General features: G+C 46.7%; 21 protein-coding genes and 1 pseudogene. 18 read left to right on the top strand and 4 right to left on the bottom strand.

Annotated elements, in window-relative coordinates; all coding sequences use genetic code 11:
* Positions 1-139: 139 nt before the first annotated feature.
* Entirely contained in the window at positions 140-3,310 is a 3,171-nt protein-coding gene (locus HGP28_RS06825) for an HD domain-containing phosphohydrolase (RefSeq protein ID WP_168835703.1), read from the top strand.
* A 73-nt stretch (positions 3,311-3,383) separates the two neighbouring features.
* Here the strand turns inward: HGP28_RS06825 and HGP28_RS06820 are convergent, their stop codons facing one another.
* The gene (locus tag HGP28_RS06820; RefSeq protein WP_168835702.1) at positions 3,384-3,887 is read right to left on the bottom strand and encodes a hypothetical protein; all 504 of its coding nucleotides are present in this window, start codon (positions 3,885-3,887) and stop codon (positions 3,384-3,386) included.
* Positions 3,888-4,381: 494 nt separating this feature from the next.
* On the opposite strand from HGP28_RS06820, the gene HGP28_RS06815 reads away from it, so the two are divergent.
* The 10 genes and pseudogenes from HGP28_RS06815 (at position 4,382) to HGP28_RS06770 (ending at position 16,779) form a co-directional block, all read left to right on the top strand.
* A complete protein-coding gene (locus tag HGP28_RS06815; RefSeq protein ID WP_168835701.1) occupies positions 4,382-5,062 on the top strand; it encodes a GntR family transcriptional regulator in 681 nt (226 codons plus the stop codon).
* Positions 5,063-5,072: 10 nt separating this feature from the next.
* On the top strand, positions 5,073-5,999 hold the full coding sequence (gene prpB / locus HGP28_RS06810) for a methylisocitrate lyase (protein ID WP_168835700.1): 927 nt from the start codon (positions 5,073-5,075) through the stop codon (positions 5,997-5,999).
* Between the two features lie 147 nt (positions 6,000-6,146).
* The gene (gene prpC / locus HGP28_RS06805; RefSeq protein ID WP_168835699.1) at positions 6,147-7,277 is read left to right on the top strand and encodes a bifunctional 2-methylcitrate synthase/citrate synthase; all 1,131 of its coding nucleotides are present in this window, start codon (positions 6,147-6,149) and stop codon (positions 7,275-7,277) included.
* Positions 7,278-7,306: 29 nt separating this feature from the next.
* A pseudogene (gene acnD, locus HGP28_RS06800) lies at positions 7,307-9,883 on the top strand (Fe/S-dependent 2-methylisocitrate dehydratase AcnD); the annotation flags it as partial.
* 107 nt (positions 9,884-9,990) lie between these two features.
* Positions 9,991-11,202 carry a 2-methylaconitate cis-trans isomerase PrpF gene (gene prpF, locus HGP28_RS06795; RefSeq protein WP_168835697.1) on the top strand — a complete coding sequence of 404 codons (1,212 nt, stop codon included), beginning with the start codon at positions 9,991-9,993 and terminating at the stop codon, positions 11,200-11,202.
* Positions 11,195-13,096: a propionyl-CoA synthetase gene (locus HGP28_RS06790; RefSeq protein ID WP_246225611.1), complete on the top strand. Its 1,902-nt coding sequence runs from the start codon at positions 11,195-11,197 to the stop codon at positions 13,094-13,096. The genes prpF and HGP28_RS06790 overlap by 8 nt, the downstream gene beginning before the upstream one ends.
* 208 nt (positions 13,097-13,304) lie before the next feature.
* Positions 13,305-13,772, top strand: a complete 468-nt coding sequence (locus tag HGP28_RS06785) for a GNAT family N-acetyltransferase (protein WP_168835696.1) — start codon at positions 13,305-13,307, stop codon at positions 13,770-13,772.
* A 135-nt stretch (positions 13,773-13,907) separates the two neighbouring features.
* Positions 13,908-14,291, top strand: coding sequence for a DUF2306 domain-containing protein (locus HGP28_RS06780; RefSeq protein WP_168835695.1), 384 nt, complete (start codon positions 13,908-13,910; stop codon positions 14,289-14,291).
* A 599-nt stretch (positions 14,292-14,890) separates the two neighbouring features.
* Positions 14,891-16,252: an NUDIX hydrolase gene (locus HGP28_RS06775; protein ID WP_168835694.1), complete on the top strand. Its 1,362-nt coding sequence runs from the start codon at positions 14,891-14,893 to the stop codon at positions 16,250-16,252.
* Positions 16,253-16,296: 44 nt separating this feature from the next.
* Positions 16,297-16,779, top strand: a complete 483-nt coding sequence (locus tag HGP28_RS06770) for a pyrimidine dimer DNA glycosylase/endonuclease V (protein ID WP_168835693.1) — start codon at positions 16,297-16,299, stop codon at positions 16,777-16,779.
* A 75-nt stretch (positions 16,780-16,854) separates the two neighbouring features.
* Here the strand turns inward: HGP28_RS06770 and HGP28_RS06765 are convergent, their stop codons facing one another.
* Together HGP28_RS06765 and HGP28_RS06760 are read right to left on the bottom strand one after the other, a co-directional pair.
* Positions 16,855-17,976, bottom strand: coding sequence for a permease (locus tag HGP28_RS06765; protein ID WP_168835692.1), 1,122 nt, complete (start codon positions 17,974-17,976; stop codon positions 16,855-16,857).
* A 312-nt stretch (positions 17,977-18,288) separates the two neighbouring features.
* A complete protein-coding gene (locus HGP28_RS06760; RefSeq protein ID WP_211091910.1) occupies positions 18,289-19,671 on the bottom strand; it encodes an NCS2 family permease in 1,383 nt (460 codons plus the stop codon).
* 236 nt (positions 19,672-19,907) lie between these two features.
* On the opposite strand from HGP28_RS06760, the gene HGP28_RS06755 reads away from it, so the two are divergent.
* The 5 genes from HGP28_RS06755 to HGP28_RS06735 all read left to right on the top strand — a co-directional run bounded on the left by HGP28_RS06755 (position 19,908) and on the right by HGP28_RS06735 (position 24,263).
* Positions 19,908-21,185: an APC family permease gene (locus HGP28_RS06755; RefSeq protein WP_168835691.1), complete on the top strand. Its 1,278-nt coding sequence runs from the start codon at positions 19,908-19,910 to the stop codon at positions 21,183-21,185.
* Between the two features lie 280 nt (positions 21,186-21,465).
* Positions 21,466-21,663, top strand: a complete 198-nt coding sequence (locus HGP28_RS06750) for a hypothetical protein (protein ID WP_168835690.1) — start codon at positions 21,466-21,468, stop codon at positions 21,661-21,663.
* A gap of 21 nt (positions 21,664-21,684) precedes the next feature.
* Complete coding sequence (locus tag HGP28_RS06745; protein WP_168835689.1) at positions 21,685-22,104, top strand: hypothetical protein; 420 nt, start codon at positions 21,685-21,687, stop codon at positions 22,102-22,104.
* A 65-nt stretch (positions 22,105-22,169) separates the two neighbouring features.
* Complete coding sequence (locus tag HGP28_RS06740; RefSeq protein ID WP_168835688.1) at positions 22,170-23,759, top strand: ABC-F family ATPase; 1,590 nt, start codon at positions 22,170-22,172, stop codon at positions 23,757-23,759.
* A 201-nt stretch (positions 23,760-23,960) separates the two neighbouring features.
* Complete coding sequence (locus HGP28_RS06735; RefSeq protein WP_168835687.1) at positions 23,961-24,263, top strand: hypothetical protein; 303 nt, start codon at positions 23,961-23,963, stop codon at positions 24,261-24,263.
* Positions 24,264-24,473: 210 nt separating this feature from the next.
* Here the strand turns inward: HGP28_RS06735 and HGP28_RS06730 are convergent, their stop codons facing one another.
* On the bottom strand, positions 24,474-25,301 hold the full coding sequence (locus HGP28_RS06730; RefSeq protein WP_168835686.1) for a formate dehydrogenase accessory sulfurtransferase FdhD: 828 nt from the start codon (positions 25,299-25,301) through the stop codon (positions 24,474-24,476).
* A gap of 356 nt (positions 25,302-25,657) precedes the next feature.
* Here HGP28_RS06730 and HGP28_RS06725 point away from each other — a divergent pair, with 356 nt between their 5' ends.
* Positions 25,658-26,119: a DUF3305 domain-containing protein gene (locus HGP28_RS06725; protein WP_168835780.1), complete on the top strand. Its 462-nt coding sequence runs from the start codon at positions 25,658-25,660 to the stop codon at positions 26,117-26,119.
* Positions 26,109-26,825: a DUF3306 domain-containing protein gene (locus HGP28_RS06720; protein ID WP_168835685.1), complete on the top strand. Its 717-nt coding sequence runs from the start codon at positions 26,109-26,111 to the stop codon at positions 26,823-26,825. The genes HGP28_RS06725 and HGP28_RS06720 overlap by 11 nt, the downstream gene beginning before the upstream one ends.
* The last annotated feature ends 53 nt before the right edge of the window (positions 26,826-26,878 follow it).

Genomic DNA, 26,878 nt, shown 5'->3' with positions numbered 1-26,878 from the left:
TAGGGTCGATAGACTCAAACCACAATAAAAAGCATCTCACCTCATTGATCTCACTTGTTGTTCCAAAACCAATTTGCTGAGTTTATATTTTTGAGTCAAAGTTGCGCATACCAACGTCATTGCCTGGAGGGCAGGGTTCATGGATAAGAACGCGTTGCAGCCAAAGAAATATTCAATTCGTGTAACCGTGGTAGCGATGTTCGTTATCGCTACAGCGATCACCGCAATGTTGGCAGTGAGTCTTCAATATTACTTTGGAAGACAAATGGCACGAGATCAAGTGCTCAATACGCTTACACAGGCTTCTAGTAGCATCAGTGAATATGTTCAAGAAATAGACGTTAATGCCAGTAGCAGTGCCACGATGCTACAAGCGCTCTCGTTAGCAAGCGCGCGATTCTCGGAACAAGAAGTTCGAGAGATCTTGACCCGCGTTCTGAAAACGAATGACATGTTTTATAGCCTCTATTTTGGTATGCCCAATGAGGATTTTTACCAAGTGATCAATTTAGCGTCCTCACCCGTGGTGCGTGAGCGGATTGATGCTGGCAAGGACGATCGCTGGGTGATTGTAAAGATCACAGGCGATGAAGGGCAGAGGGTAAAACAGACCTCTTATTACCGCTCAGATTTTACCTTAACGAAACAGTTAGAAGCTGCCAGTCAATATTATCCGACGGCACGGCCTTGGTATCGAGCGGCAGTGACAGATGTTGTCACTAAAACGGAACCCTACCTCTTTCACCATCTAAAAATCACGGGGCAAACCTTTTCAGTTCGAGGACGCTACGCGGTTATCGGCGTTGATATTGTCCTTTCTGCGGTGAATTCTAAAATTACACCCGAGGCCATGGGGCTCGCGCATGCAGATGATGTTCATTCTTATGTGTTTAGCCGTAGCGGTGAAATTATTGCGTCCAACGTTGCTCGAACTCAGAATAACGCTATTCCTGCTGTTGAGCCTCTGACCTTAAGCCAAGATGAACGTCAATACATTGATGCGTTACCGCCATTAAGAATTTCCAACCAAAATGATTGGGCACCTTATGACTACAGTAACGCAGGCGAACCAGAAGGTTATGCGGTTGATGTGTTGAAAATGGTCGCCAGTTCAACAGGAATAGATATCGAATTTATTAATGGTTTTAGCTGGGGAGAGCACATAGATAAATACAACGAAGGTCAGCTTGATGTACTACAGTCTGCGCCGCATTTTATGCACCATTTAGGCATTCGAAGTGAAGCGATGTATTCAACCCGTTTTGCAACAGCAACACTTGCAGATAGAGCACCGATAGAGACGATTACGGCATTAGATAATCAACGCGTTGCGGTAGTGGCGGAGCAGGGCTTTGAGCAATGGCTTTATCAATATTTATACGAAGAGAGCATAAACCCCAATGTGCTACTGTTTGACAATTTGAAAAGTGCCTATGAAGCACTTAGCCTCGGTGACGTCGATGTCATTCTTAACTCTTACCCAACCTTAGTTCAGTTGCAATCAAACTTACTCAATAATCAATATCGGGTTACTGAACTGAGTGATTTAGACCCAATGACTCTGCATTTTTATATGCAGCCTAAGCAGCAACAGCTCATGGGAATAATGAATCGTGCACTAGCGAGTTTTACGCCAGATCAGAAGGCACAGTTACAGCAGAAGTGGTTAAGTCAACAACACCGTTATGACCAATTTTTGCCTTATAAAAGTGTCCTCGGTATGGCGTCGAATTCTAAATTGCACAATACCATGCACTTACGAGTTATCGATGGGGTGCCAAGTTATGTGTATGTAACTCAACTTGGCCAGCGTGACGATTATTTTGCGGTGATTGTTCCAGAACACCAAGTTATGGGACAGGTGATGGTGAAGTTATGGCAATCGATCTTTATTTCCGTGTTCGCGATGATTCTTATTTTGCCAATTGCGTGGTTATTTGCCTCCCCAATCGTCAATCCGATTTTGGCATTGATAAAAGAGACAAAAAAAATTAAGCGTCGTCAGCTTGATAAAGTGCAACACGTCAATACGCGAATTTCAGAAGTCGCGATGTTGTCTAACGCGATTGTGAAAATGAGTCGTGAAATTCGCCAGCACGAAAAAGATCAGGAAGATTTTATTGAGGCATTCATTCGCCTCATTGCACAAGCGATCGATGACAAATCCCCTTATACGGCGGGACACTGCAACCGTGTACCTGAGCTTGGAATGATGTTGGCTTCTGCTGCCGAAGCCAGTAATGACGGGCCCTTTGCTCATTTTAAATTTGCCAATGATGATGAGCGTCGAGAGTTTAGAATTGCTGCGTGGCTACACGATTGCGGTAAAATTACCACCCCAGAGCACATAGTGGATAAAGGAACCAAGCTCGAAGCCAACTATAATCGGATTCACGAAATCCGCACCCGTTTTGAAGTGCTATGGCGAGATGCTGAAATTGACTATTTACGCGAGTGTCAAAACGATCCTAATCATGCATTTCGCGCTTTAGCTAAAAAACAAGCTCGGCAAGAAATACTACAAGACGAGTTTGAGTTTGTCGCTCGAGCGAATGTTGGTGGTGAGTTTATGGCGCCAGAAAACGTAGCGCGAATTGAGCAAATTGGTCAGCAAACTTGGGTGCGCCATTTTGACAACACTCTCGGGTTGTCGCCACTTGAAGAAAGTAAGATGGCCGACCTAAACGCTGCCAAAGGGCAAGCCAAACTGCCCGCGACGGAAACGCTGCTTGCAGACCGCGATGAACACATTATTGAGCGCGATCGCGAGGTCGAGTTTGACCCAGCTTTGGGGATTAAAATGGATGTTCCTGAGTTTGCCTATAATTTGGGTGAAATTTACAACCTTTCTATCAGCCGCGGAACCCTTACCACAGAAGATAGATATAAGATCAACGAGCATATGATAAGCGGGATTAAGATGCTTGATGCGCTGCCGTTTCCAAAGGAGCTGCAACGTGTACCACGTTATGCCTCAACGCACCACGAAACCCTTAAAGGCACAGGATACCCAAGAAAACTCACCGCTGATGATTTATCAACGCCAGAGCGCATTTTGGTGATCGCTGATATTTTTGAGGCGCTCACAGCCGCAGACAGGCCGTATAAAAAAGCAAAACCACTGAGTGTCGCGGTTGATATTTTGTATCAAATGGCGCTTGATGAGCACGTTGATATGGCACTGTTTAAACTGTTTTTATCTAGTGGTACTTATTTAGAGTATGCTCGTATGTTTTTGCCACAAGCGCAGATTGACGATGTCGATGTCACCAAATACTTGGATGAAAATAAATCAGAGATCACGCAATAACTTGTTGGTTTATTCCGCGTCATTTAAACGCCCAAACAGCAACGTGTGGTTTGGGCGTTTTCGTTGTCGGAGCTTAAAAACCGCCTGCCCACGCATCAAACTGAGAGATGGTATCGAGTTCTTTTTGAGTCTTGGGGGCAGGGTAATAGGGTAGCGCAAGCAGCTTGTCCGTTGGCAGCAATTCCCACTCAGGTGTCATCTTGAGCCGCATTAACTCATCGGATCCCTCTTTTTCGACATACATGTAATAGCCATCAGAGTTAGTATTTGCATATGAAGCAATGCGAACCACGTCTCCGGACGGGAGTTTGACCATACGCCCAAGCGGGTAGAGTCGATGCAAAGCAAAACTGACATGAGCGTCTTCAAGATAGCCCTGCTTAAATCGTGCGAGGCCAATCGCAGTTGATGTCGTTCTTGGCGTCCAACCAGTGAGCAATAGGCCACGTAGTGAATCTTCAAATGGTTTGCCTTTGCTTTCACCCTCGTTTGAAATGAACTGCACTGTGACGTTGTCACCATCTTGGGCCAGAATTGTTAAAAATTGCTCGCCTGTTTTATCGGCTAAAAGTTTCATTAGCTTATCTCGCACTAAAATCATCTGCGTTTAGGGTAACGAGTATCCTTACTTAGGGTCAACGTACGTTTTATTTTGTGGAATTTTTGTAAAAAATGACGCTGCTTATAAATAAGGGCGTCATCGTAGTATCGGCAGGGGATGTTGTGTGATCGAAAGCCACATTTTTCTTTGTATGCTACGTTTCTCGAAATTTAATTTTGCTTATTTGCAGTTACATCAGACTTATGTCCTGCATCACAAAGTTACGCTCACTAAACCCTAGCTTTCTTATACCTTAGTCGGAATTGTCAACAATACCGTTGAATTGTTGCATTTTCGTTGCCTAAACTTACATCGCCAGCTCAGATTGTCGACAATATTACCGTGCTTTTTTTAAGTGAATTATCTCAACGCACTGACGAGGCAGGTGGGCGAACAGCGAATTTTGTGAGGGCCAGTCAACAACGCTGCGACTTCAAGTAGGAAGGATAAAGAAAAGGAACTTGGGATAGATGAATCGAGCAGTTTCAAGCACGCAAAATAGAGAAAGCACCAAGTCGGGAAGCGTCACTGAAGAGTTAATTGAGGCCATCGTTACCGGTGAAATGGCCGCAGGAGAAAAAATTTCCGAACCCGATTTATCGCGCCGATATCAAGTGAGCCGAGGGCCGCTACGTGAAGCGATCATGCGCGTTGAAGGATTGGGCTTGATTGAAAGGGTTCCCCACGTTGGCGCGCGAGTGATTTCGCTTTCTAGTGCCAAATTATTGGAGCTTTATCAGATACGTGAAGCGCTTGAGGGTATGGCAGCAAAATTGGCAGCCCGCTACATCACCGAAGAGGAGATTTTGGCGATGGATGCGCTTTTGAACACGCATTCAACCCATATTGAAGACGTTGACGGTGCGTCCTATTTTCATCAATACGGTGATTTTGACTTTCATTACCGCGTCATTCTGGCCAGCCGCAATCAAAAATTAGTCTCGCTGTTGTGTGATGAACTCTATCACCAATTGCGCATGTATCGTTATCAAGTCCCACGCCTTGCATCTCGCCCTGAGCTTGCTTTGCAAGAGCATCGATTCATTTTTCACGCCATTCGCCAGCGCGATGAAGCGCTCGCAGAACAGACAATGCGCAGTCACATCGCAAGCAGCCGCGCACTCATTGAACAACATCTGATAAAAGAGTAAGGAAACCATTATGACTGACGTTAATCGCTTAACGCCGGGCAGCAAATTTCGTCATGCTGTCGCCACCCATTCCCCGTTACAAATTGTCGGCACTATCAATCCCTATTGCGCCATGATGGCGGAGCGCCTTGGTCATCAGGCCATTTATCTTTCGGGTGGTGGCATCGCTAACGCATCGTACGGCTTGCCTGACCTTGGTATTACGACGTTAAACGACGTATTAACCGATGTATCAAGGATCACAGACGTGAGTAATTTGCCTTTGCTGGTTGATATTGATACTGGGTTTGGTGGTGCGTTCAACATTGCTCGCACGATTAAAGCGATGGAAAAAGCACAAGCTGCCGCGGTGCATATTGAAGATCAAGTCACGCAAAAACGCTGCGGCCATCGACCCAATAAAGCCATTGTTACTAAAAGTGAAATGGCCGACCGAATCAAAGCGGCGGTCGATGCTCGAACGGATGAGAGCTTTGTTGTGATGGCGCGCACTGATGCACTGGCTGTCGAGGGCATGGATAGGGCGATTGAACGCGCGGTCGCATGTGTTGAAGCCGGCGCCGACATGATTTTTCCTGAGGCAATGAATCAGCTCGAACAGTATCAACAATTTTCTACAGCGCTCAAGGAGGCCACAGGCCGCCACGTGCCAATTCTTGCCAACATTACCGAATTTGGTCAAACGCCACTTTACTCCACAGACGATTTAGCGAGCGTCAATGTTGATATGGTGCTGTATCCCCTCAGTGCGTTTCGCGCCATGAACAAAGCTGCAGAAAATGTCTACCGCCACCTGCTCAATGTAGGTAACCAAGAAGCGCTGCTGAGTCAAATGCAAACGCGGCAGGAGCTTTACGATTATCTCAATTATCACCAATACGAAACCAAGCTCGATCAGTTGTTTGAGCAGCAAAATATCGGGACGCAACACATCTAAATAGTCTGGTCGGTCTCTACCAAATATTTACGAATCAATCAGCCCAAGAAACCCCATTACAACGTAACGTGAATGGCTTAAGACATACGCCCTAATAACAAGGGTAAAGACTCGCTAAGAAGTCACTTAGGCCAAAAGGAGCTCAATATGGTCACAAAAACCCTTTCTGGCGCCGGACTGCGTGGGCAAAGCGCAGGCACTACCGCACTTTGCACGGTCGGAAAATCAGGTACCGGATTAACATATCGCGGCTATGACATCACAGACTTAGCCAACCATGCTCAATTTGAAGAGGTCGCTTATCTACTTTTGCGCGGGCATCTGCCAACTCAAACAGAGTTAGATCACTATAAAACCCAATTAGTAGGCCTACGCGGTTTGCCTGAGTCTCTGAAACAGGTACTAGAGCAGATCCCAGCCGATGCACATCCCATGGACGTGATGAGAACGGGCTGCTCAATGTTAGGCAACTTGGAGCAAGAGCAAGATTTTAGCCAGCAACTCGCGGCGACGGAACGTATGTTGGCGCTGTTTCCCGCCATCATCTGCTACTGGTACCGTTTTAGTCATCACGGGATACGTATTGATACTTATGACACCAGTGAAGACTCTATTGGTGGCTACTTCCTTAAAATGCTCACCGACGAGACGCCGTCAGATTTGCATAAACAAGTTATGCACTGCTCGTTGATTTTATACGCCGAACATGAATTTAACGCTTCCACATTTGCCGCGCGAGTGTGCGCATCGACGCTATCTGATTTGCACTCTTGTATCACAGCGGCGATTGGTACTCTGCGAGGCCCTTTGCACGGCGGTGCCAACGAAGCGGCGATGGCGATGATATCGCAATGGCAAACACCAGATGAGGCTGAGGCGAATATCCTGACCATGCTAGAAAATAAAGAAAAAATCATGGGATTTGGTCATGCTATTTATCGTACAAGCGACCCACGAAATGCGTTGATAAAGCGCTGGGCGAGCACATTAGCCGATTCAGTCAATGACACGCATCTTTACGCCGTTTCAGAGCGCGTTGAGTCGGTGATGAAACGTGAAAAAGACCTATTTTGTAACGCCGATTTCTTCCACGCATCTGCCTATCACTTTATGTCTATCCCGACGTCTTTGTTTACGCCAATTTTTGTCATGAGTCGTTTGACTGGCTGGGCTGCGCACGTATTTGAACAGCGTGAAAATAATCGAATTATTCGCCCCAGTGCAGAGTATACCGGTCCGGAATACCGAGCATGGCAATCGATTGATCTGCGCCAATAAAACGCGTTGAGGTGAGTATGATGGAGCGAATCAATTCAGAGTATCGAAAACCCTTGCCCGGCACAGGGTTAGATTATGTGGATGTAGAATCTGCGGTAAATGCGATTAAACAAGGGAGTTATCAAACACTGCCGTACAGCGCGCGAATCTTTGCAGAACAGTTGGTGCGCCGCTGCGCGCCAGAGGTGCGTGAGCGAGGCTTAAAGCAAATCATCAATCATGAGCAAGAAGAGGATTTTCCGTGGTATCCGGCGCGCGTGGTGTGCCACGACATTTTAGGTCAAACCGCTTTGGTTGATTTGGCGGGCCTGCGAGATGCTATCGCGCGTCAAGGTGGCGATCCGGCGCAAGTAAACCCTGTGGTGCCAACACAGCTGATTGTCGACCACTCACTAGCAGTCGAGCACGCAGGTTTTGAGCATGATGCCTTCGAGCGAAATCGTGCCATTGAAGAGCGTCGTAACCACGATCGCTTCGATTTTATTGAATGGTGCAAAACCGCCTTTGAAAACGTCAATGTAATTCCCGCAGGGAACGGCATTATGCACCAAATCAACCTAGAAAAAATGTCACCTGTGATTCAGTGCGAACGTGGCGTTGCCTTTCCGGATACCTGCGTCGGAACCGACAGCCACACTCCTCATGTTGATGCGCTTGGTGTGATTGCTCTAGGTGTAGGAGGACTTGAGGCTGAAACCGTGATGCTCGGGCGGCCATCAATGATGCGCATGCCAAATATCATTGGTGTCAGGCTTGTTGGCCAACGACAAGAAGGGATCACCGCAACGGATATTGTACTTGCACTGACCGAATTTTTGCGCGAGCAAAAAGTGGTTTCGGCTTTTTTAGAGTTTTTTGGCGAAGGCGTACGCGCATTGTCGATTGGTGATCGCGCGACAATTTCCAATATGACGCCTGAATATGGTGCCAGTGCGGCCATGTTTTATATCGATGAACAAACAATTGATTATCTAAAACTCACAGGACGCGAACCGCAGCAAGTTGCACTCGTTGAAACCTACGCAAAAACCGTGGGTCTTTGGGCCGATATGCTGAAAAACGCGCATTATCCGCGGGTGCTGGAGTTTGACTTATCGAACGTGGAACGAAACCTAGCAGGGCCATCCAATCCACATCGCCGTTTGCCAACGCGAGAATTGAATCAGCGCGGTATTGCGGCGCCTTGGCAAGCCGAGGCTGGGCTTATGCCCGATGCGGCGGTGATCATTGCAGCAATTACGTCATGCACAAACACCAGCAATCCGCGTAACCTTGTTGCCGCAGGGTTATTGGCTCAAAAAGCCAACCAACTTGGCTTAACGCGAAAGCCTTGGGTGAAAACGTCGTTTGCTCCAGGCTCTAAAGTGGCGAAGCTGTATTTGCAAGAAGCGGGGCTACTTAGCGAACTTGAGGCACTAGGTTTTGGTATTGTCGGTTATGCATGCACCACGTGCAATGGCATGAGTGGCGCTCTCGCGAAGGAGATCGAGCGCGAGATCATCGAACGTGATTTGTACACTACGGCGGTTCTTTCTGGGAATCGAAATTTCGATGGTCGAATTCATCCTCACGCCAAACAAGCCTTTTTGGCCTCGCCACCTTTGGTGGTTGCGTATGCCATCGCAGGGACAATGCGATTTGATATTGAAAACGAGGCGTTCGGCATGAATTGCGATGGTAAACCGATTTATTTGCGTGATATATGGCCGAGCGATGATGAGATTGACGCCGTGGTTGGCCGTGCGGTTAAGCCGCAGCAATTTCAGCAAATCTACGTTGAAATGTTTAATGATGTTTCAGCGCAAGCGAAGGTAAACCCTTTGTACTCTTGGCGCGATAGCAGCACCTATATTCGTCGTCCACCGTACTGGGAAGGCGCGTTAGCGGGCAAACGGACGCTCTCAAATATGAGGCCGCTGGCAATACTTGGCGACAATATCACCACCGATCATCTCTCGCCTTCAAATGCGATTTTGCCAGACAGTTCTGCGGGTGAATATTTAGCGAAAATGGGCTTAGATCCGGTCGATTTTAACTCTTATGCGACCCATCGTGGCGACCATCTTACTGCGCAGCGGGCAACCTTAGCCAACCCCAAATTGTGTAATGAAATGGTGCGTACCAATGGACAAATTCACCAGGGGTCATTAACGCGCTTGCAACCGGATGGCAATGTTGTGCGTATGTGGGAGGCGATTGAAACCTATATGGCTCGGCGTCAACCGCTCATCATTATTGCCGGTGCTGATTACGGGCAAGGATCGTCACGAGATTGGGCCGCAAAAGGGGTAAGGCTTGCTGGGGTTGAAGTGATTGTCGCCGAAGGGTTTGAGCGTATTCACCGAACAAATCTTGTTGGTATGGGGGTATTGCCGCTGCAGTTTATTAATGGTGTTAACCGCCATACTTTGGCACTTGATGGCAGTGAAACATTCGATGTTTCGGGCGACATTTATCCCAATGCAACACTCGCGCTTCATGTTACTCGCGCGAACGGCGACACCGAATCATTTTTGGTTCGATGCCGTCTCGATACAGAAGATGAATTAGCGGTATATCAAGCTGGAGGTGTACTGCAGCGATTTGCGCACGATTTTTTGGTAGGGCATGCCGAAAAAGAGAGTAACACGAATCGCGCATCGGCCCTTGGTGAGGTGCTCAGTACCACAAGTAAACTTAGTGATGAGGTCAATTGTGAAGCCGAGGTGCGCCAATGAGTAATCTAAATCATGGTCGAGTCAAAGTCGCGGCTACCTATATGCGAGGCGGCACCAGTAAAGGGGTGTTTTTTAAACAAACGGATTTGCCGATCGAAGCTCAGCGAAGTGGCGCGGCGCGAGATGAATTTTTTCAACGCGTCATTGGAAGCCCGGATCCATATGGCAAGCAGATTGATGGTATGGGGGGCGGAACATCCAGTACCAGTAAAGTCGTGATTGTGGCTAAGAGTACTCGACCTGACCACGATGTCGACTACCTCTTTGGTCAAGTCTCTATTGGTTCTCCTCATGTTGATTGGAGCGGTAATTGCGGCAACCTGACCGCGGCAGTGGGCCCTTTTGCGATTCACAGTGGTCTGATTGACTCAAGTCGTTTGGTTGAAAATGGTGTTGTGGCAGTGCGTATTTGGCAAGCCAATATTGAACAAACTCTCGTGGTTGAAGTGCCCATGAAACAAGGCGAAGTTGATGAGACCGGTGATTTTATGCTCGATGGTGTCGCATTTCCTGCTGCCGAGCTTGCGGTTGATTTTATCGCGCCAGCTGGAAAACCCGGCGAGGTGTTTCCGACCGGTAATTTGATCGATGCGCTTGAGATCCCCGAGATGGGGACGATTTGCGCCACACTGATCAACGCTGGCATTCCCACCGTGTTTGTCGATGCCGCCGAAGTCGGGTTTCATGGTGTCGAGGGACAAAGCGACATTAATCATGATGCAAATGCACTGGCAAGGTTAGAGCAAATTCGTCGTTATGGCGCGCTTAAAATGGGCCTAATTGAGGCATTGGATGAAGGAGGTCAGCGGCTTCATACACCCAAAGTGGCCTTTGTTTCGCCGCCACAAATCTATCAAACATCAAGTGGTAAAACGGTAGATAAGGATGAGGTCGATATCTTAGTACGCGCCGTCTCAATGGGCCAGTTACACCACGCCATGATGGGCACTGCCGCCGTTGCGATTGCGGTGGCAGCAAGCATTCCTGGTACTTTGGTCAATTTGGTTGCAGGCGGTAGTGAGCGAGAGACCATCACCTTTGGTCATCCTTCAGGTACGTTAAAAGTGGGGGCGAAAAGCTGCGTGAAAGAGGGCTTGTGGTGGGTAGAAAAAGCCAGTATGCGTCGAAGCGCAAGAGTTTTGATGTCCGGCTCAGTTTATGTACCACGCTCAAGCATGCATGTCGAAAGGGAGAAAGCCAATGTCTGATTATCAAAACGAATACCAACACGCACAAACCCAACCGGAACTGTTTTGGCGACAACAAGCCCAGGCGCTAGATTGGTATAAATCACCCGTGACCATTTTAGCCAACGATGCGAATGAAATAGAGCGCTGGTTTCCCGATGGCGTAATGAATACTTCGTGGCTGGCTCTGGACTATCATATTGAACAAGGTCGAGGCGACGCCATCGCACTGATTTACGACTCTCCTGTCACCGGCGTTAAGCAGCGTTACAGCTATTTAAAATTGCGCGACCAAGTGGCAAAAGTCGCGGGCATGTTGGCAGAACTTGGCGTTCAAAAAGGGGATAGAGTTGTTATCTATATGCCGATGATCCCCGAAGCAGCAATGGCGATGCTCGCATGCGCGCGCCTTGGCGCCATTCATTCGGTCGTGTTTGGTGGTTTTGCGCCGAGTGAGCTCGCTGTTCGTATTGAAGATGCCGAACCTAAAGTGGTGATAACCGCCTCCTGCGGTATTGAAGTGACCAAAGTTTTGCCATACAAGCCTTTGGTCGATAAAGCCATTATGGAGAGTCGCTGGAAGCCGAATAACGTGATCGTATTGCAGCGGCCGCAGTGTGAAGCGGAGCTTGATGGGGCGCGTGATGTGGATTGGCAAACGGCTTTTCAGAATGCTGCGCCGCATGATTGCGTCCCAGTGTTGGCAACAGACCCTCTTTATATACTCTATACCTCAGGCACCACAGGTAAACCTAAAGGGGTGGTGCGAGATAATGGCGGTCATGCGGTTGCATTAAAATACTCGATGACAGCTGTCTACAACGTGCCTCAAAACGGCGTTTTTTGGGCCGCATCAGACGTTGGCTGGGTGGTCGGCCATTCCTACATCATTTATGCACCACTCATTCATGGCTGCACCACAGTGCTGTTTGAAGGTAAGCCGGTTCGCACTCCTGATCCCGGTGCCTTTTGGCGAGTATGCCAAGAACACCGCGTTAATGTGTTGTTTTCTGCGCCAACTGCATTTCGAGCGATCAAGAAAGAAGACCCTGAAGGACGTGCGCTTGCCGAATACGATTTGAGCTCACTTCAGGCGATTTTTATGGCAGGAGAGCGACTTGATCCTCCGACTCTGCATTGGGTTGAAGAAAAGACAGCAAAGCCCGTAATTGACCATTGGTGGCAAACCGAAACAGGGTGGGCTATTGCTGGCAATCCCACCGGAATTGAAAGATTACCAATCAAAGCGGGCTCAGCGACCAAACCGATTCCGGGTTTTGATGTGGCGATTTTAAACGAACTTGGTGAATCGGCTGCAATAAATCAACAGGGATATGTTGCGTTAAAGAGGCCATTACCACCGGGCTGCTTACCAACGATTTGGCGTAACCATGACCGATTTGAGTCGGGATATCTGAGTCAATTCCCCGGTTATTATGTGTCAGGTGATGGTGGCTATCTCGATGAAGAGGGGTACCTTTTCATTATGGGACGCATTGATGATGTGATTAATGTAGCGGGGCATCGTTTATCAACCGGTGAGATGGAAGAAATTGTTGGTGCGCATCCGGCGGTGGCAGAGTGCGCTGTTATTGGTGTCCACGATGAGCTCAAGGGACAGTTGCCTATCGGATTCGTCGTACTGAAAGATGGGGTTAAGATGGATGAGCGTTTATTGGCTGGAGAGTTAATTCATAAAGTACGCGACGAAATTGGTGCCGTGGCCTGCTTTAAACAGGCGATGGTGGTCGATAGATTGCCGAAAACGCGCTCTGGTAAAATTTTACGTCGAACGATTCGTCAAATTGCTGATGGAGAGCGTTATAGCGTGCCTTCGACAATTGATGATCCCACTAGCATCAATGAAATTGAAAGGGTGCTCGACAGAACAACATCCCCAAAAGAGACGTGTTAAATCAGTACGAAAGGTCAACAGACCCTGTCATTGTCTTATGAATTTGGCCGCTGCGTGGGTTTCCTCCCGAACTCATGCTGCTGGCCTTTCTTTTTATGTGATTGTTGAACGCTTATTTTCATTGATATGATGTGACGGTTTTACCTAAGACGCTGGCAGACAAATGTGGTTGCCAGCGTATCAGTATTGGGCATTAAAGGAAGCTTTCATGATCATTCAAGCAGCGCAGTACAGCGATTTAGAGACATTAAACCAACTGATGTTTGACTTACATGAAGAGCATCACCTTCAAGCTCCGGACCAATTTAAAACGGCGCAAGAGATTGAGCAAGAAAAGAGTATTGCTCGCTACCTTGACGATCCTGAGTGTCTCGTTTTTGTCGCAAGAGAGGGGGATCATATAATTGGTTTCATTACCGGCCATTTTTGTGAATTAGTGTCTACAGTGAGTAAAGCAGTCTTAATGGGGAGTGTGGATGAACTCTATGTTGAGCCCCGATTTCGTCAAAAAGGCGTGGCACAAGCACTGTTTCACAAAATCGAGTCGCGATTTATTGGTTATGGGGTCAAACAGATTTTTGTCGAAGTATGGGCATTCAATCAAACAGCGCAGCAATTTTATCAGCAACAGGGGTTTGGCCATCACATTCATTGGCTGCGTAAACCGGTTGATTAACGGCAATGCCCGTCGCACTTGAAGTTGCAAGAACTCTACAATCTATTAGGACCTCATCAATATTGATGACCCGCTGATTGAAGCGAATGAGTGAAACTAACGCATCTTCAGTTTCAAGTATGATGGAGATAAATAATGAATTACATAGCTCTCGCTTATGTTCATCTTTTCACTGTACTTCCTGCTTTTTTTATCGGGATTTATCTGCTCATTAACCCTAAGGGAACACAAGCTCATAAAATGTTAGGCAGAGTTTATATGGCGCTGCTTCTATTTACGTCGATAGTGAGCCTTTTTATGAGCGCTAAAGTCGGGCCAACATTGTTCGATCATTTCGGCTATATTCATTTACTCAGTGTATTCACAATTTATTCGATATTGATAGCATTGTGGTGTGCTCGTCATGGCCATATTCGAGCGCACAAGTTCAACATGGTTGGAGTATATCTAGGAGGGGTGATATTGGCTGGCGCGTTGGCTCTGACGCCGGGGCGTTTAATGCATGGCTGGTTATTTTAGCTTCTGGTTTGTACCCGCCCATTTGAAGTTGCAGCATTTCTGACGGGTTCTCATAAACGTAATCATATAGTTTATCTATATTTATACCCAAGTGACCTCAAGATGCTGGATTCAGAGCCGGCTCACTGAGCTGAGAGCAAGGCAAACAACGCAGCGAAATAGCGAGTCTATTTTCAAGTTGTTTAACGCCGCTATCGGTTCAGTGATTGGCTCCCAAAGGGCGAGCTGTCTTGGCTCATCAGCTTTGTTGACGATTTTCGATTGAGAGCCACTCAATCTTCAAATCCTCGCCTCACTGACAAACCAAGTCATTCTCGCTGAACCATGCATCTTGAGGTTACTTGGGTATAGAGGCTTTGTTCCTCGTTCATCTGTCTAGAGTGTCAAACTGTTTGGCGATACTGGGTTAATCAGGTCCAATGGAAAATGATGTGAAAAATCGCGAAATGAGGCTTAAACACAAAAATATTCAACGTCTATATGCGTTATACAGGTTCAGTGCCTTAAGCGTGATGCTTGTATTGATGCTAAGTGCCACGTCATCCTTTGGTGAGCCCATTTCGTTATCCAGACCCGTCGAGGAAATAAAAGAACCCCCATTGCCCGCATCAGTTAAGGGAGCGGTTTGTCTGATTAAGCTCGACAATCAAATTGTATTGATTGATGAGTTGCTGACCAAGCGCTTATCTTTGCCGGGGGGCACAATCATTTCAAGCGAAGATCCTGCTTGGACCGCGGAGCGAGAAACGTGGGAGGAAGCAGGGCTTGCTGTAACAGCGCAATACCTCATTGCCCATGATGGCAAAGCGGCATATTACTATTGCACGCCCGTTAGTCCCGCATACGCCTATCAAAACATCAATCGCTTTGGTGGTCATAGTTTACCAGTCAACACCGCTGAGCATTTTGGCAGAGAAACACAAGACGCTTTAATCATCAACCCACAAAAGGTGAAGGCCGACGAGTATCGTTATCCTGACAAATGGTCTCAAATTGTTGCGTGGTTTACGCCATTGCCCACCGCCACGGTTTTCTATATGGAAAATACGGTGTCAAAAGCGTCTAAGCTTCATCAAACTGAACTGAGCCAATGGCGCTTTGATGTTTACCATAGCGATATACGCATGATAGCCGCCTACGTGGCGGCTATCATAAGCTTACCTTTGTGGCTGGTGTTGTTGATTCCCAGCGCGCTGAGCAAGTTTGGCGCTTCCCACACATTAAAACTGATTTATGCATGCACCATAGCATCGCTAATAGGATTAGTCGCTCAATTTGGTTTCACAGCAGCGCCGCCATGGACGTATTTTGGCATCACTCCGCATGTGCCGAGTCAAGGGTACCAAATGCCATCTGTGATTATGGCGGTAATGACTGCGCTCGCTATTATGCTGGCTCAGATAAAGTCATGGTCATGGCTTAATATCAATGTGCTCGGCATGGTATTCATCATATTAGGCTATTTCACAGCATCGGTTGTTGCTGGTAACTTTTTCTTAATTGATGGATTCGCTGGAATCGCTTTGGGTGCGCTGGTTGCGTGGCATATTCATAAATTGGAGCGGGCATCAGAAACGCCTTTCGCCACTGTGTTAGCAAGTTGGGAAGTTTGGTTTGTACTTATGCTTGCCACTTTCGTAGCCAATTATTTCTGGTTATCACCTAATTTCATTGTGTGGGGCGGCGTATTATTCGTGTTAACTGTGACAGCCCCATTTTTACGCTGTTATGTTGGATTGACTGATTTTACCGAAGAGCTTGAAACCGGAACAACCCATTTTACAACGCGTCATTTGTGGGCTATTGCGCTGTTGAATGCAGCTGTATTTAGCCTTTTAACCTTACTGAGTTATTCGGTTGGATACGCGGGGTATCTCGGTTTTGCTTTAGAAAGTGCGCGTTATCCACTGCTGTTAGTGATAACTGCATTGCTGGTCTACCGAACCGTTATCAGGCGCTAGTTTCAGGCAGACTTGACGCTAAGCAAGAGTGGGGGGCAAGAACGATGAACATTTTTGTGTTAGATGAAAATATAGAACGGTGCGCTCAATATCATTGCGATCAACATGCGGTGAAAATGATCTTAGAGAGTGTTCAACTGCTTTGTACTGCGCTGAATAAAAAAGGATTCACCACACCGTATAAATCGATGCATCTTAAGCACCCATGCGTACTTTGGGTTGAAGAGTCATACGACAATTTTGAATGGCTAGTTGGTTTGACTCGTGAACTCAATCGTGAATATCGCTATCGCTACGATAAAGACAAAGATCATAAGTCGATTGCTGTATTAGATGAAATTCAATCGATCGCATTTGAGCGCCGAGGGCTCACGCCGTTTCCTCAGGCAATGCCAGAAGAGTTCAAGGTAGAAGGCGATCCAGTCCAAGCGTACCGGAACTTTTATCTGGGTGACAAACTTCGTTTCGCCAAATGGACCAAAAGAGACGTGCCAGCGTGGGTAAAGGCGTATCAATGTGAGAAGTGAAAACAATGCGAGAGGTGAAAAAAAGCCCCTCAAGGTGCTCGCCTTGAGGGGGCTTTCGTCAATGAAACTCAATCATTACGCGAAGATAAAGGTGTACAGGAAGCCTGCGCCCATAGCCATACTTAGAATCACGAATAAGAAGGCTGCAATCATCTGATTTTTGAAAATCGATTTTAGCAAAATCACTTCGGTTAAACTCGCACCGGCACTGCCGATAATCAGCGCCATAACTGAACCAAGCGCCATTCCTTTCTGAACCAATGCCGCACTCAATGGAATCACAGCTTCGGCACGAATGTACAATGGAATACCGATAACAGCTGCAACAGGAATTGCATACCACATGCCAGCGCCAGCGTATTTAGCAATTAAATCGGTTGGAATAAAGCCGTAAATGAACGAACCAACCGCAATACCCATGATTAAGTACGGGAACACTTGTTTAAAATCTTTCCAAGTTGAATGCCAGATACGTAACCAACGGTTTGGTGCTTTAGCAGTTGCTGCTACCGCAGTTGCGCCATCACTTGAGCAGCACGATGTTGCGACTTCAACTTTCGGTGTATCACCACAGCATGAGGTTTTCGCAACAACCGGCGTTGGCGCCGCGTCAGAGCAACATGCACTCGCCTTTGGTGCAGGTGCTGCATCGCCACACGCACTTGTACCACAACTAGATGCTTGCGCTTTTACCTCAGGCTTTTTGCTTGAATCACAGCATGACGTTGGCGTACCAGCGGCTTCGTACGCTTCCGGTTTAACGTAGCGCTCAAAACCTAATTTCTCTAACGTGTAACCTGCAATCACTGACACGCCAAGTGCGATAGTGAAGTAGAATAGCGCCACTTGCCACCCAAACGTCACGACAAATAGGCCGATGATGACAGGGTTAAGTAGTGGGCTGGCAAATAAAAACACCATCATAGGACCAAATCCAGCTCGAGCACGCAACAAACCTTTGAGGAACGGAATGGTCGAGCATGAACAAAACGGCGTTATTGAACCAAGTAGGGCGGCAATGATATAACCTTTGCCTTTCTTGGAACTCAAAATGGATTGAATTTTTTCTGGTGTTAGAAAATCTTGCAACACACCAACGATATAGCTGATCGCAAGAAACAGAACAATCAGTTCTGCGGCAAGGAAGGCAAACATATCGAGTGCTTCTTTTGCCATTGCGAGGATTTCAGGGCTCATAGTTTTCTCCTGCTGATTCTCATCAGCTCAAAAGTCTAAGAAAGAAGATTTCTTCATTTCGATTTTTCTGGAATTATAGAACCCAAATGAAATGAGTCAATGATTATATTTCGATTTTTTTCGAAATATGACTAAATTCATAGCAATTCTTTGATTTAATTTGGTTTTTATTCAAACGCTCAACCGCGTGACAATGTGATTAGGTGAAATAGGAACAAAAAAAGCGACCAGCACAATGCGTTGGTCGCTTTATATTGAATGTATATCCTTTCCACTTACCTGCATCTTTAAGTGATTTGGGTATAGCTTCGATTAAATCGCCCAGCCTCCAGCATAGAATGCCACTAGTACGAGCGTGAGAAGTACAACGCCAAAGCTGAGCTTTTTCCATTCACCCGCGACAAGACGGCCACAAACCAAGCACAAAAAGCCGAGCATAATACCGGTCACAATATTGGCGGTCAGGACGATAAATACCGCGCAAACAAGGCCGGAGAGAGCGTCAATAGAGTCATCAAAATTCAACTTTGTGACATTGCTTAACATTAAACAACCGACATACATCAGCGCAGGTGCCGTCGCGTAAGCGGGAACTAAATAGCTAATCGGAGAAATAAAGAGCAGCAGTAGGAAAAGGGCGCCGACAACGACGGCTGTCAGGCCGGTCTTTCCACCAGCTGCGGTACCCGCTGCCGATTCGATATACACTGCTGCAGGCGCGCCACCCACTGCACCCGACACAATGCTACTGACTGAGTCTGCAGTCAGGGCCTTTCCACCATCAATGATATTGCCATTTTTATCCAGTAGATTGGCTTGTCCCGCGACAGCACGAATAGTACCTGTTGCATCGAAAATCGCAGTCATAACGAGCGCCAACACGCTTGGAAGAACCAGAGGACTGAGTGCGCCCATTAGGTCCATTGAACCAATAAGTGATTGTTCGCCACCAAATGTCGGCATGGCAAATAGCCCATGATAGGTCACACTTGGGTCAAAAATCAGCCCCAAAAGTGAAATAGTAATAATCACTAAGAGAATGCCCCCCGGAAGTCGACGTTTTTCCAGTCCAAAAATTGCAGCCAAACCAAGCACCGACATTAAGACTGGTAGCGAAGTAAAGTCACCAAATTTGACCGGTAATCCCGCAGCAGGATTTTTCTCAATTAAGCCAACACCATTGGCTGCGATGAGCAGAAGAAAAAGACCAATACCAATGCCTGTGCCGTGGGCAATGCCGGAAGGTAAATGGGTTAAGATCCATTGGCGTAAACCAGTTACCGTGATGGCAGTGAAAATAACGCCCATCAAGAACACCGCGCCTAATGCGACAGGGATCGAAACGCCTTGTCCCAGCACTAAACTGAAGGCGGTAAACGCAGTGAGTGAAATCGCACAGCCAATAGCCATAGGAAGGTTTGCCCAAAGCCCCATAAGTAACGAACCAAATGCCGCCACTAAACACGTCGCAATAAACACAGAGCCTTGATCGAAACCTGCCGCTCCCAGCATGCTCGGAACGACGATGACTGAGTAAACCATAGCAAGAAAAGTGGTCAGTCCGGCTAACACTTCTTGGCGAACATTGCTGCCACGCTGACTAATTAAAAAATAGTTATCAAGCTTATTTGCTATGGTTGGTGACGTTGAAGAGGGCTCGGTAGCACGAGGCTGAGAGACTGGCGTATCAGACATCGAAGTTTCCTAGAAATGTAGATTAAAAAGGATTTGCCACAGTATTTTCACTGCACTTGGCTTAAATGGCAGCGAAAATACAGAGAATTGGTTAGAAAAACAAGTGATTTAATCCTTTGCGGCAAACGTTTTCTTGCATGCGTGATGAAGATGCTCATTTTAATGGACCCTCGCTGAGTTAACCGTTAACGCCATGTTCTACACTGATAAAAAATAATGAGGCACAGAGTGACACCATGAAAAATGACGAACGCAGGATCGGGCTGTTAGGCGCAGTTGCTATCGGTGTGGGTGCTATGGTGGGCGGAGGCATTTTCGCCGTATTAGGAGAGGCGGTATCCATGGCGCACGGAGGGACGCCAATAGCCTTTTTGGTGGCAGGTATTTTAGCTTTGCTCACCGCTCACTCATACGCAAAACTTGCGGTGAAATACCCCAGTGAAGGCGGCACCGTTATTTACCTCGAGCGCGCATTTGGACTTGGTCTCATAACTCGTGGTCTTAATATGCTGCTGTGGCTAAGTTATCTTATTAGCTTATCTCTCTACGCGGTTGCATTTGGAGCCTACGGCGCCACTTTTCTTCCGGGTGACGACGGACAAAACTATCGTCACCTTTTGATATGCTTAGCAATCATCGTGCCTGTTGCTATCAACTTATTCAGCTCAGAGTTGGTGAGTAAATCAGAAACCTTTATCGTGATTGCAAAGATTGTATTGCTCTGCGCCATCGTTTTAGTCAGCTTTGATCATGTTGATACGGCACGTTTCGCTATAGCAGCGTCCGATTCACCGCTCACTATCATTTCAGCGGGTATGATTGTATTTATCACCTTTGAAGGGTTTGAGCTTATTGGTAATGCGTCACAAGATGTAAAGCAACCTGACGTAACGTTACCGCGCGCATTTTATATCGCCGTTATTGCGGTATTAGTGCTTTATGTCGGAATCTCAATGATAACGGTGGGCACACTGTCAGAGTCAGAGATTAAGAATGCGAAAGATTTTGCGCTAGCGGAAGCGGCAAGACCCGCCTTGGGTGAATTTGGATTTAAACTCGTCGCAGCCGCCGCACTGCTCGCGACATTTTCCGCTATTAATGCGACGCTTTATGGCAATGCACGTCTGGGTTTCATGCTTGCCAAAGAGCGTGAATTGCCCAAAGCGTTAGAAAAAAAGATCTGGAACGACTCTTATCTCGGTATTCTGATTGTTGGTTTCATCACGCTCGTAATGGCAAATGCGATTGATTTAACGGCGATTTCCATAATCGGCAGCGCAGGTTTCCTACTGATTTTTGCTGCAGTCAACCTTGCTGCGTTTCGCTTAAGTCAAGAAATTGGCTGCAATCGATTTATTGCCATTATTGCCTTTGTTTTTTCACTAGCCGCACTTGTCATACTGTTCGTCACTACGTGGAATACCTCGCCACACGCCTTAGCAATTTTTGCTGCGTTTGTTGGCTTTTCTCTCATCTTCGAAGCGGTTTATGGACGTCTTGTCACTAACTCATAGTCTCCTCATATAGTTTTCAAATTACATAGCTGCGCAAAAGAGCTTCTAACTCATAGCTTTTAACTCATAGCTTCGATGAGACATTTCGATTTACTGCAGCTTTACAGTGGCTATCCAGCGACTAAGCTAAAAATGAGCGTCGAATATTGTCATTCTTCAAGTGGCACGGGTATGGGCATTTGATGAGACTTGGGCGCCACGATCTTCAATGAAAACGTTATATGCGCTCTCGTTGAGAGTGTCACCTTCTTAAGTTGAGTATGTAAAACGGAGACCAAGAATGTCTACAACAAATTGGCCTGAATTGGCTATTGGGCTTTATGAGAAACTGAACGAGCGTAATGCAGAGCTTGTGTATGAGTTTGACAATGTGGAAGTTGGTGTCCCTAGCGCCGCAGATGACAATGCGGCCACGGCAAAGTGGACAATCAACGGAACGGTGAAAATCAGCTCGCGTGATTTGAGTGAAAAACCGTAGATTACTTAAAACGATTGACGAATGAAAATCACACCGCTGCACTTAGAAGGCCAGCTTCAACTTTGTCAACGCGATGAATTTGGTCAAACGTTGGCTGATGCTCATGTTATCGCGCAAGGTGAGCAAATCTTGGTCAACATTATTCCTAAGCGTAGGATGCTAAGCCTTCTGCGCAGCAACTTGTCTCATCGGCGTCAAAGGCAAATTATGGTGCAGCGGCTACAACGCTTATCGTATTCAAGCAATGTCGCTCTAACGCTAGAGATTGAGGGACACCTTATTGCCACCCTCACGCCTATGCCATCTGGCACTCTCTGGACTCGATTAACCCACCTTTGTTTTCAAACAGGCAGCATCCGCTTGTTCCCATCGGGCTTAATTAAATACTGGTTTTCCCCCTCACGCAGCACTGAACGACCCAGTTCGCATCGTGATCATTAGGCTTTTTTTGATTCAAATCACACAAGCAGGTACAATCGGCGCTTTTGAATCACTTCAGTAGTTTTATGCTCATAACAAACAACATCACCATGCAGTTTGGTGCCAAACCATTATTTGAAAATATTTCAATTAAGTTTGGCGAAGGAAATCGTTACGGTTTGATCGGTGCGAATGGTTGCGGTAAATCCACTTTCATGAAGATCCTAAGTGGCGAGCTTGAGCCAAGCTCAGGAAACGTCAATTACGACCCTAACGAGCGTGTAGCAAAACTGAATCAGGATCAGTTTGCCTATGAAGCCTATACCGTAATTGACACGGTGATCATGGGACATAAAGAGCTATGGCAAGTCAAACAAGAGCGTGATCGTATCTATTCGTTAGCAGAAATGAGCGAAGAAGACGGTATGCGCGTGGCGGACTTGGAAGTTGAGTTCGCTGAAATGGACGGCTACATGGCGGAAGCAAAAGCGGGAGAGCTTCTTCTTGCTGTTGGTATTCCTCTTGAGCAACATTACGGCTTAATGAGCGAAGTGGCTCCTGGCTGGAAACTACGTGTGCTCCTTGCGCAAGTGTTGTTTGCCGATCCTGATATCATGCTACTCGATGAGCCAACCAACAACTTGGATATGGATACCATACGTTGGTTAGAAGATACGCTCAACGAACGTAACTGCACTATGATCATCATCTCGCATGACCGTCACTTCCTTAACTCAGTCTGTACTCATATGGCTGACTTGGATTACGGTGAGTTGCGCGTCTATCCAGGCAATTACGACGAGTATATGACCGCGGCGACAGCGGCTCGCGAGCGTCTATTGTCAGACAATGCGAAGAAAAAAGCACAGATCGCCGAACTGCAAACGTTCGTGGCTCGCTTCTCAGCTAACGCATCAAAAGCGAAGCAAGCGACATCTCGTGCGAAACAAATTGATAAGATCAAGCTAGATGAAGTGAAGGCATCAAGTCGTCAAAACCCATTCATTCGTTTTGAACAATCAAAAGAGCTTTTCCGGAACGCGCTCATTGTTGAGAACCTAAGCCAAGGTTTTGATAACGATCTATTTGCCAATTTTAATGCGATTTTCGAAGTGGGTGAGCGCGTTGCGATTATTGGTGAAAACGGCGTTGGTAAAACCACGCTGCTGAATACGCTAGCAGGCGTTTTAGCCCCTCGCACTGGTGAGTTTAAGTGGTCTGAAAACGCGAATATCGGTTATTACGCGCAAGATCATGCACACGATTTTGAAGAAGATTTGAACCTGACCGATTGGATGGGTCAATGGCGTCAAGAGGGCGACGATGAACAAGTTGTTCGTAGTTTCCTCGGTCGTATGTTATTTGGCCAAGATGACATCAAGAAATCGGTTAAAGTGCTCTCTGGTGGCGAACAAGGCCGGATGCTGCTCGGTAAGTTAATGATGCATAAGCCAAACATGCTATTGATGGATGAGCCTACCAACCACATGGATATGGAATCCATTGAATCTTTGAATAACGCCCTAGAGCAATACAAAGGCACTTTATTCTTCGTCTCACATGACCGTGTGTTTGTGGATTCGTTGGCTACTCGCATCGTTGAAATTAAAGATGGAAAAATTACTGATTTTAAAGGGACTTATGCTGAGTTTTTGAAATCTCGTGGCATTGAATAGTTAACGATTTCAGTATATTGATATTTACTAAACCTCGCTTTGCGGGGTTTTTTATTGCTCAAACATTAGTCAATTCATCTAATTCATTTGGTTATAGATAGCTAACTAACTAGATCGATTCGAAATTTTTACAAATTTTTCACCAAATCAATCCTTATGTGTGTTTATAATACAAATAACAATTCGACAGAGGAAATCCCCATGAAAAAATGTGTAATGGTCGCCATTGTTATCGGTTTGGTTGGTTGTGGTAAATCAACGCTCGCGCAATTGCGTGATGAGCCGATGAATGTTCAAAATGCCGTCGCTTACGTTGCTAACGCAGAACTTTTGCTTAATCGTTGTGAGATTGGCCAAGCCGAAAAGGTAGGGTTGAACAGTGAAATGATGAAAATGAAGCCACAAGCGGGAGCGAAGGCGATGGAGTACATCACGGCCTATAAAGACGCGCTCAAAGAGATCCCATGTGAAGATTTGCAGTACAACATCAAATCGATTGGCTAAAGGTTGTTCGTTTTCTAAGTAAAAGAAGCTCGGGGGAGTATTTGATACTCCCTTTACCCCGCCCCACTTGAAGTTGCAGCGCTTTCCTTTAAAAAATCAAGGGACGGGCACTCACAAACCTCATCCCATAGTTTATCTATGCTCACGAAGTGTTCAGAGGCTTTGCTCGCTGGTCGCCTACCTACATCTTTAAGTTGTTTGGGGATATCCCTATTCCAAATCCCCTTTAACATCAAATCGCACATTTTCGCCGCCAGAATAAACTTGGAATCGACTGCCTTTAGCCCGCGCTATAGTCGTAATGCCAAACTGCTTGGCCAAATCAAGCCCCATTTGAGTCACGCCAGAGCGTGACAGCAGCACCGGAATCCCCATTTGCGCCACTTTAATCACCATCTCTGAGGTTAGTCGTCCTGTGGTATAAAACACTTTATCGTCACCAGAGTCTTGGTTGAGCCACATTTCACCCGCCAAGGTATCAACCGCGTTGTGCCGGCCCACATCCTCAACAAAAGAGAGCACTTCATCGTTACGGCACACCGCGCAGCCATGCACCGCCCCTGCGCGCTTGTAAGTCTCGTTGTAATAGGTCAGAGCTTTCAGTGTGGCGTATATTTCGGATTGAAGCAGATTTCGTGTAGGGACTTGGTAGCCCTTTAGTTGACTCAGGACATTGCCAAACATGGTTCCTTGACCGCAACCCGATGTGACGGTTTTTTTCCCTAACGCCGACTCGACATGACTTACGTCTTCTTTTGTGATCACCGCTGCGCTATGTGTTTGCCAATCAATGATGATTGATTCCAACGCATTTGAGTCCGAAATAAAGCCTTGGTTTTTTAAGTAGCCCAACACTAATGCCTCAGGACGAGTGCCTAACGTCATGAGAGTGACAACTTCAGCCCAATTGAGTAGAACCGTGAGGGGACGTTCGCAGGCGATTTCACGAGTGATCTTATCACCAAATTCGTCAAGAACATCAACAACAATAGTGGCAACAGGGCTGTCGCTGGTTTTAATCACGTTAGGATGGGGCACAAAGTTCTCCTTAATAGAGAAAGTAAATTGACGTCGTTAGTTTGTCGGCAAGTCTTTGATTGTAAGTTTTGTCGGTGAAAAGGAGTCTGTCAAAGCTGGCGTAGATTCGATTGATACTATACCTAAACGACTTGGAGTTGCAGGTAGGCGGCAAACGAGCAAAGCCTCTGAGCACTTCGTGAACATAGACGACCTATGTGATGAGGTTTGTGAGAGCCAGCCCTTTAATTTTTTAAACAAAAGCGCTGCAACCTAAAGTGGAAAAGGTATATCACCAACGAAAATTCACTAATTGGGCTTTCTTGATACTTATGTCTACACTTTATCCAATAAATTAATGTGGGTATTAGATGGGTATGCAAGAACCAGAGCAGGTGCTAGCGTCAATTGAAAAAAGCGAAAATATTTGGCCAATGAGTTGCCAAATCCGCGACCGTGAGGTTCAGCATGGTATCTGGCTAGCGCGTCAATGGGAACTGCATGGCTTTGACCTAAAACCTGCACTAGACGCACCATTTCAAGCCGTGCTGCAGCTTTACCTCGACGAACGAGCCGACTATCGGTTTAACCTAAGCTCTCAATATCCCAAGCTCTTCGTAGTACTTGAAAATCTCGACGATGGCATTCCTAAGTTAGTTGCTCTGACGGCAGCACAGAGCGTCGCCGCGCAATTTATGGATGGTGATTATCTTGTGCTGTCATTTGACATGCCACTGCCTGTTCAAGCGTGGATGGAGGCGTTTATCGGGCGACATGGTGAACTCATAGAGTCAGGTAAGAAAAAACGCAAAGGTAAGGGGCGCGCAAGTGGCAACTAATTTTTTATCGCGCTTTCTATTGCTCCGCGCCGAGCGCAAGCGTCAAGCTGAGCAACAGAACCAAGATAACAGGCCTCAGGGCGCTGAGGGCGCGCCGACCAATTTTCAACAAGCGTCATTTCACCAAGAGACAACAGAGGAATCGTCGAGCGCGGTTGAAATGGCCAAGCATCATCCGGGGGAAAGTGACGACGGCGCAAGAGAGCCCGAAACATCGCAATGTACGCCGACGGATCAAACAACTCAGCCTCATCAAACAAACGCTGGATATGCTCAAGCTGATTGCCAATCACCAATTGCCACATTACTGGTAAGCGATATTGATGAAGAGAGTAAAAAGTTAGCGCTGCGCAGCTTTTTCTTGAGTGGTGAATTTTCAGATGTCGATGACCTGGTTGATTACGGACAAGACTTCAGCCAAAACGTAGCGCTGTCGCCAAATGTTGCCTCGCGATTAAGGCAGTGGGCATCAAAGCGCGCGTATAGTGATAATAATGAGGCGCTCATTCAGGCAGAAGAGTCTGAGTATCAGCAGGAAAGCCTAGAAGACTCCGTGACGGCGTCACAGTCCGTAACTGAAAACGGCACTGATGAGGGCGTCAATATTGCGCCAATAGACCCAACATTTGAGACAGTATCACCCACACAAGCCGTGGATCACTCAATAGTGTCTCGAAAGAAAGAATCTCCTGACATACCAAGCTAACTTGTACCCTTAGGGTCTTGAGTTGCGTCATATACTCAATAGAGGTCGAAGCG

The sequence above is a fragment of the Vibrio agarilyticus genome (genome assembly GCF_012641465.1).
GTDB classification, from domain to species: Bacteria; Pseudomonadota; Gammaproteobacteria; order Enterobacterales; family Vibrionaceae; genus Vibrio; species Vibrio agarilyticus.
Note: the sequence above shows the minus strand (reverse complement) of the source record. Positions and strands in the feature narration are given on the sequence as shown.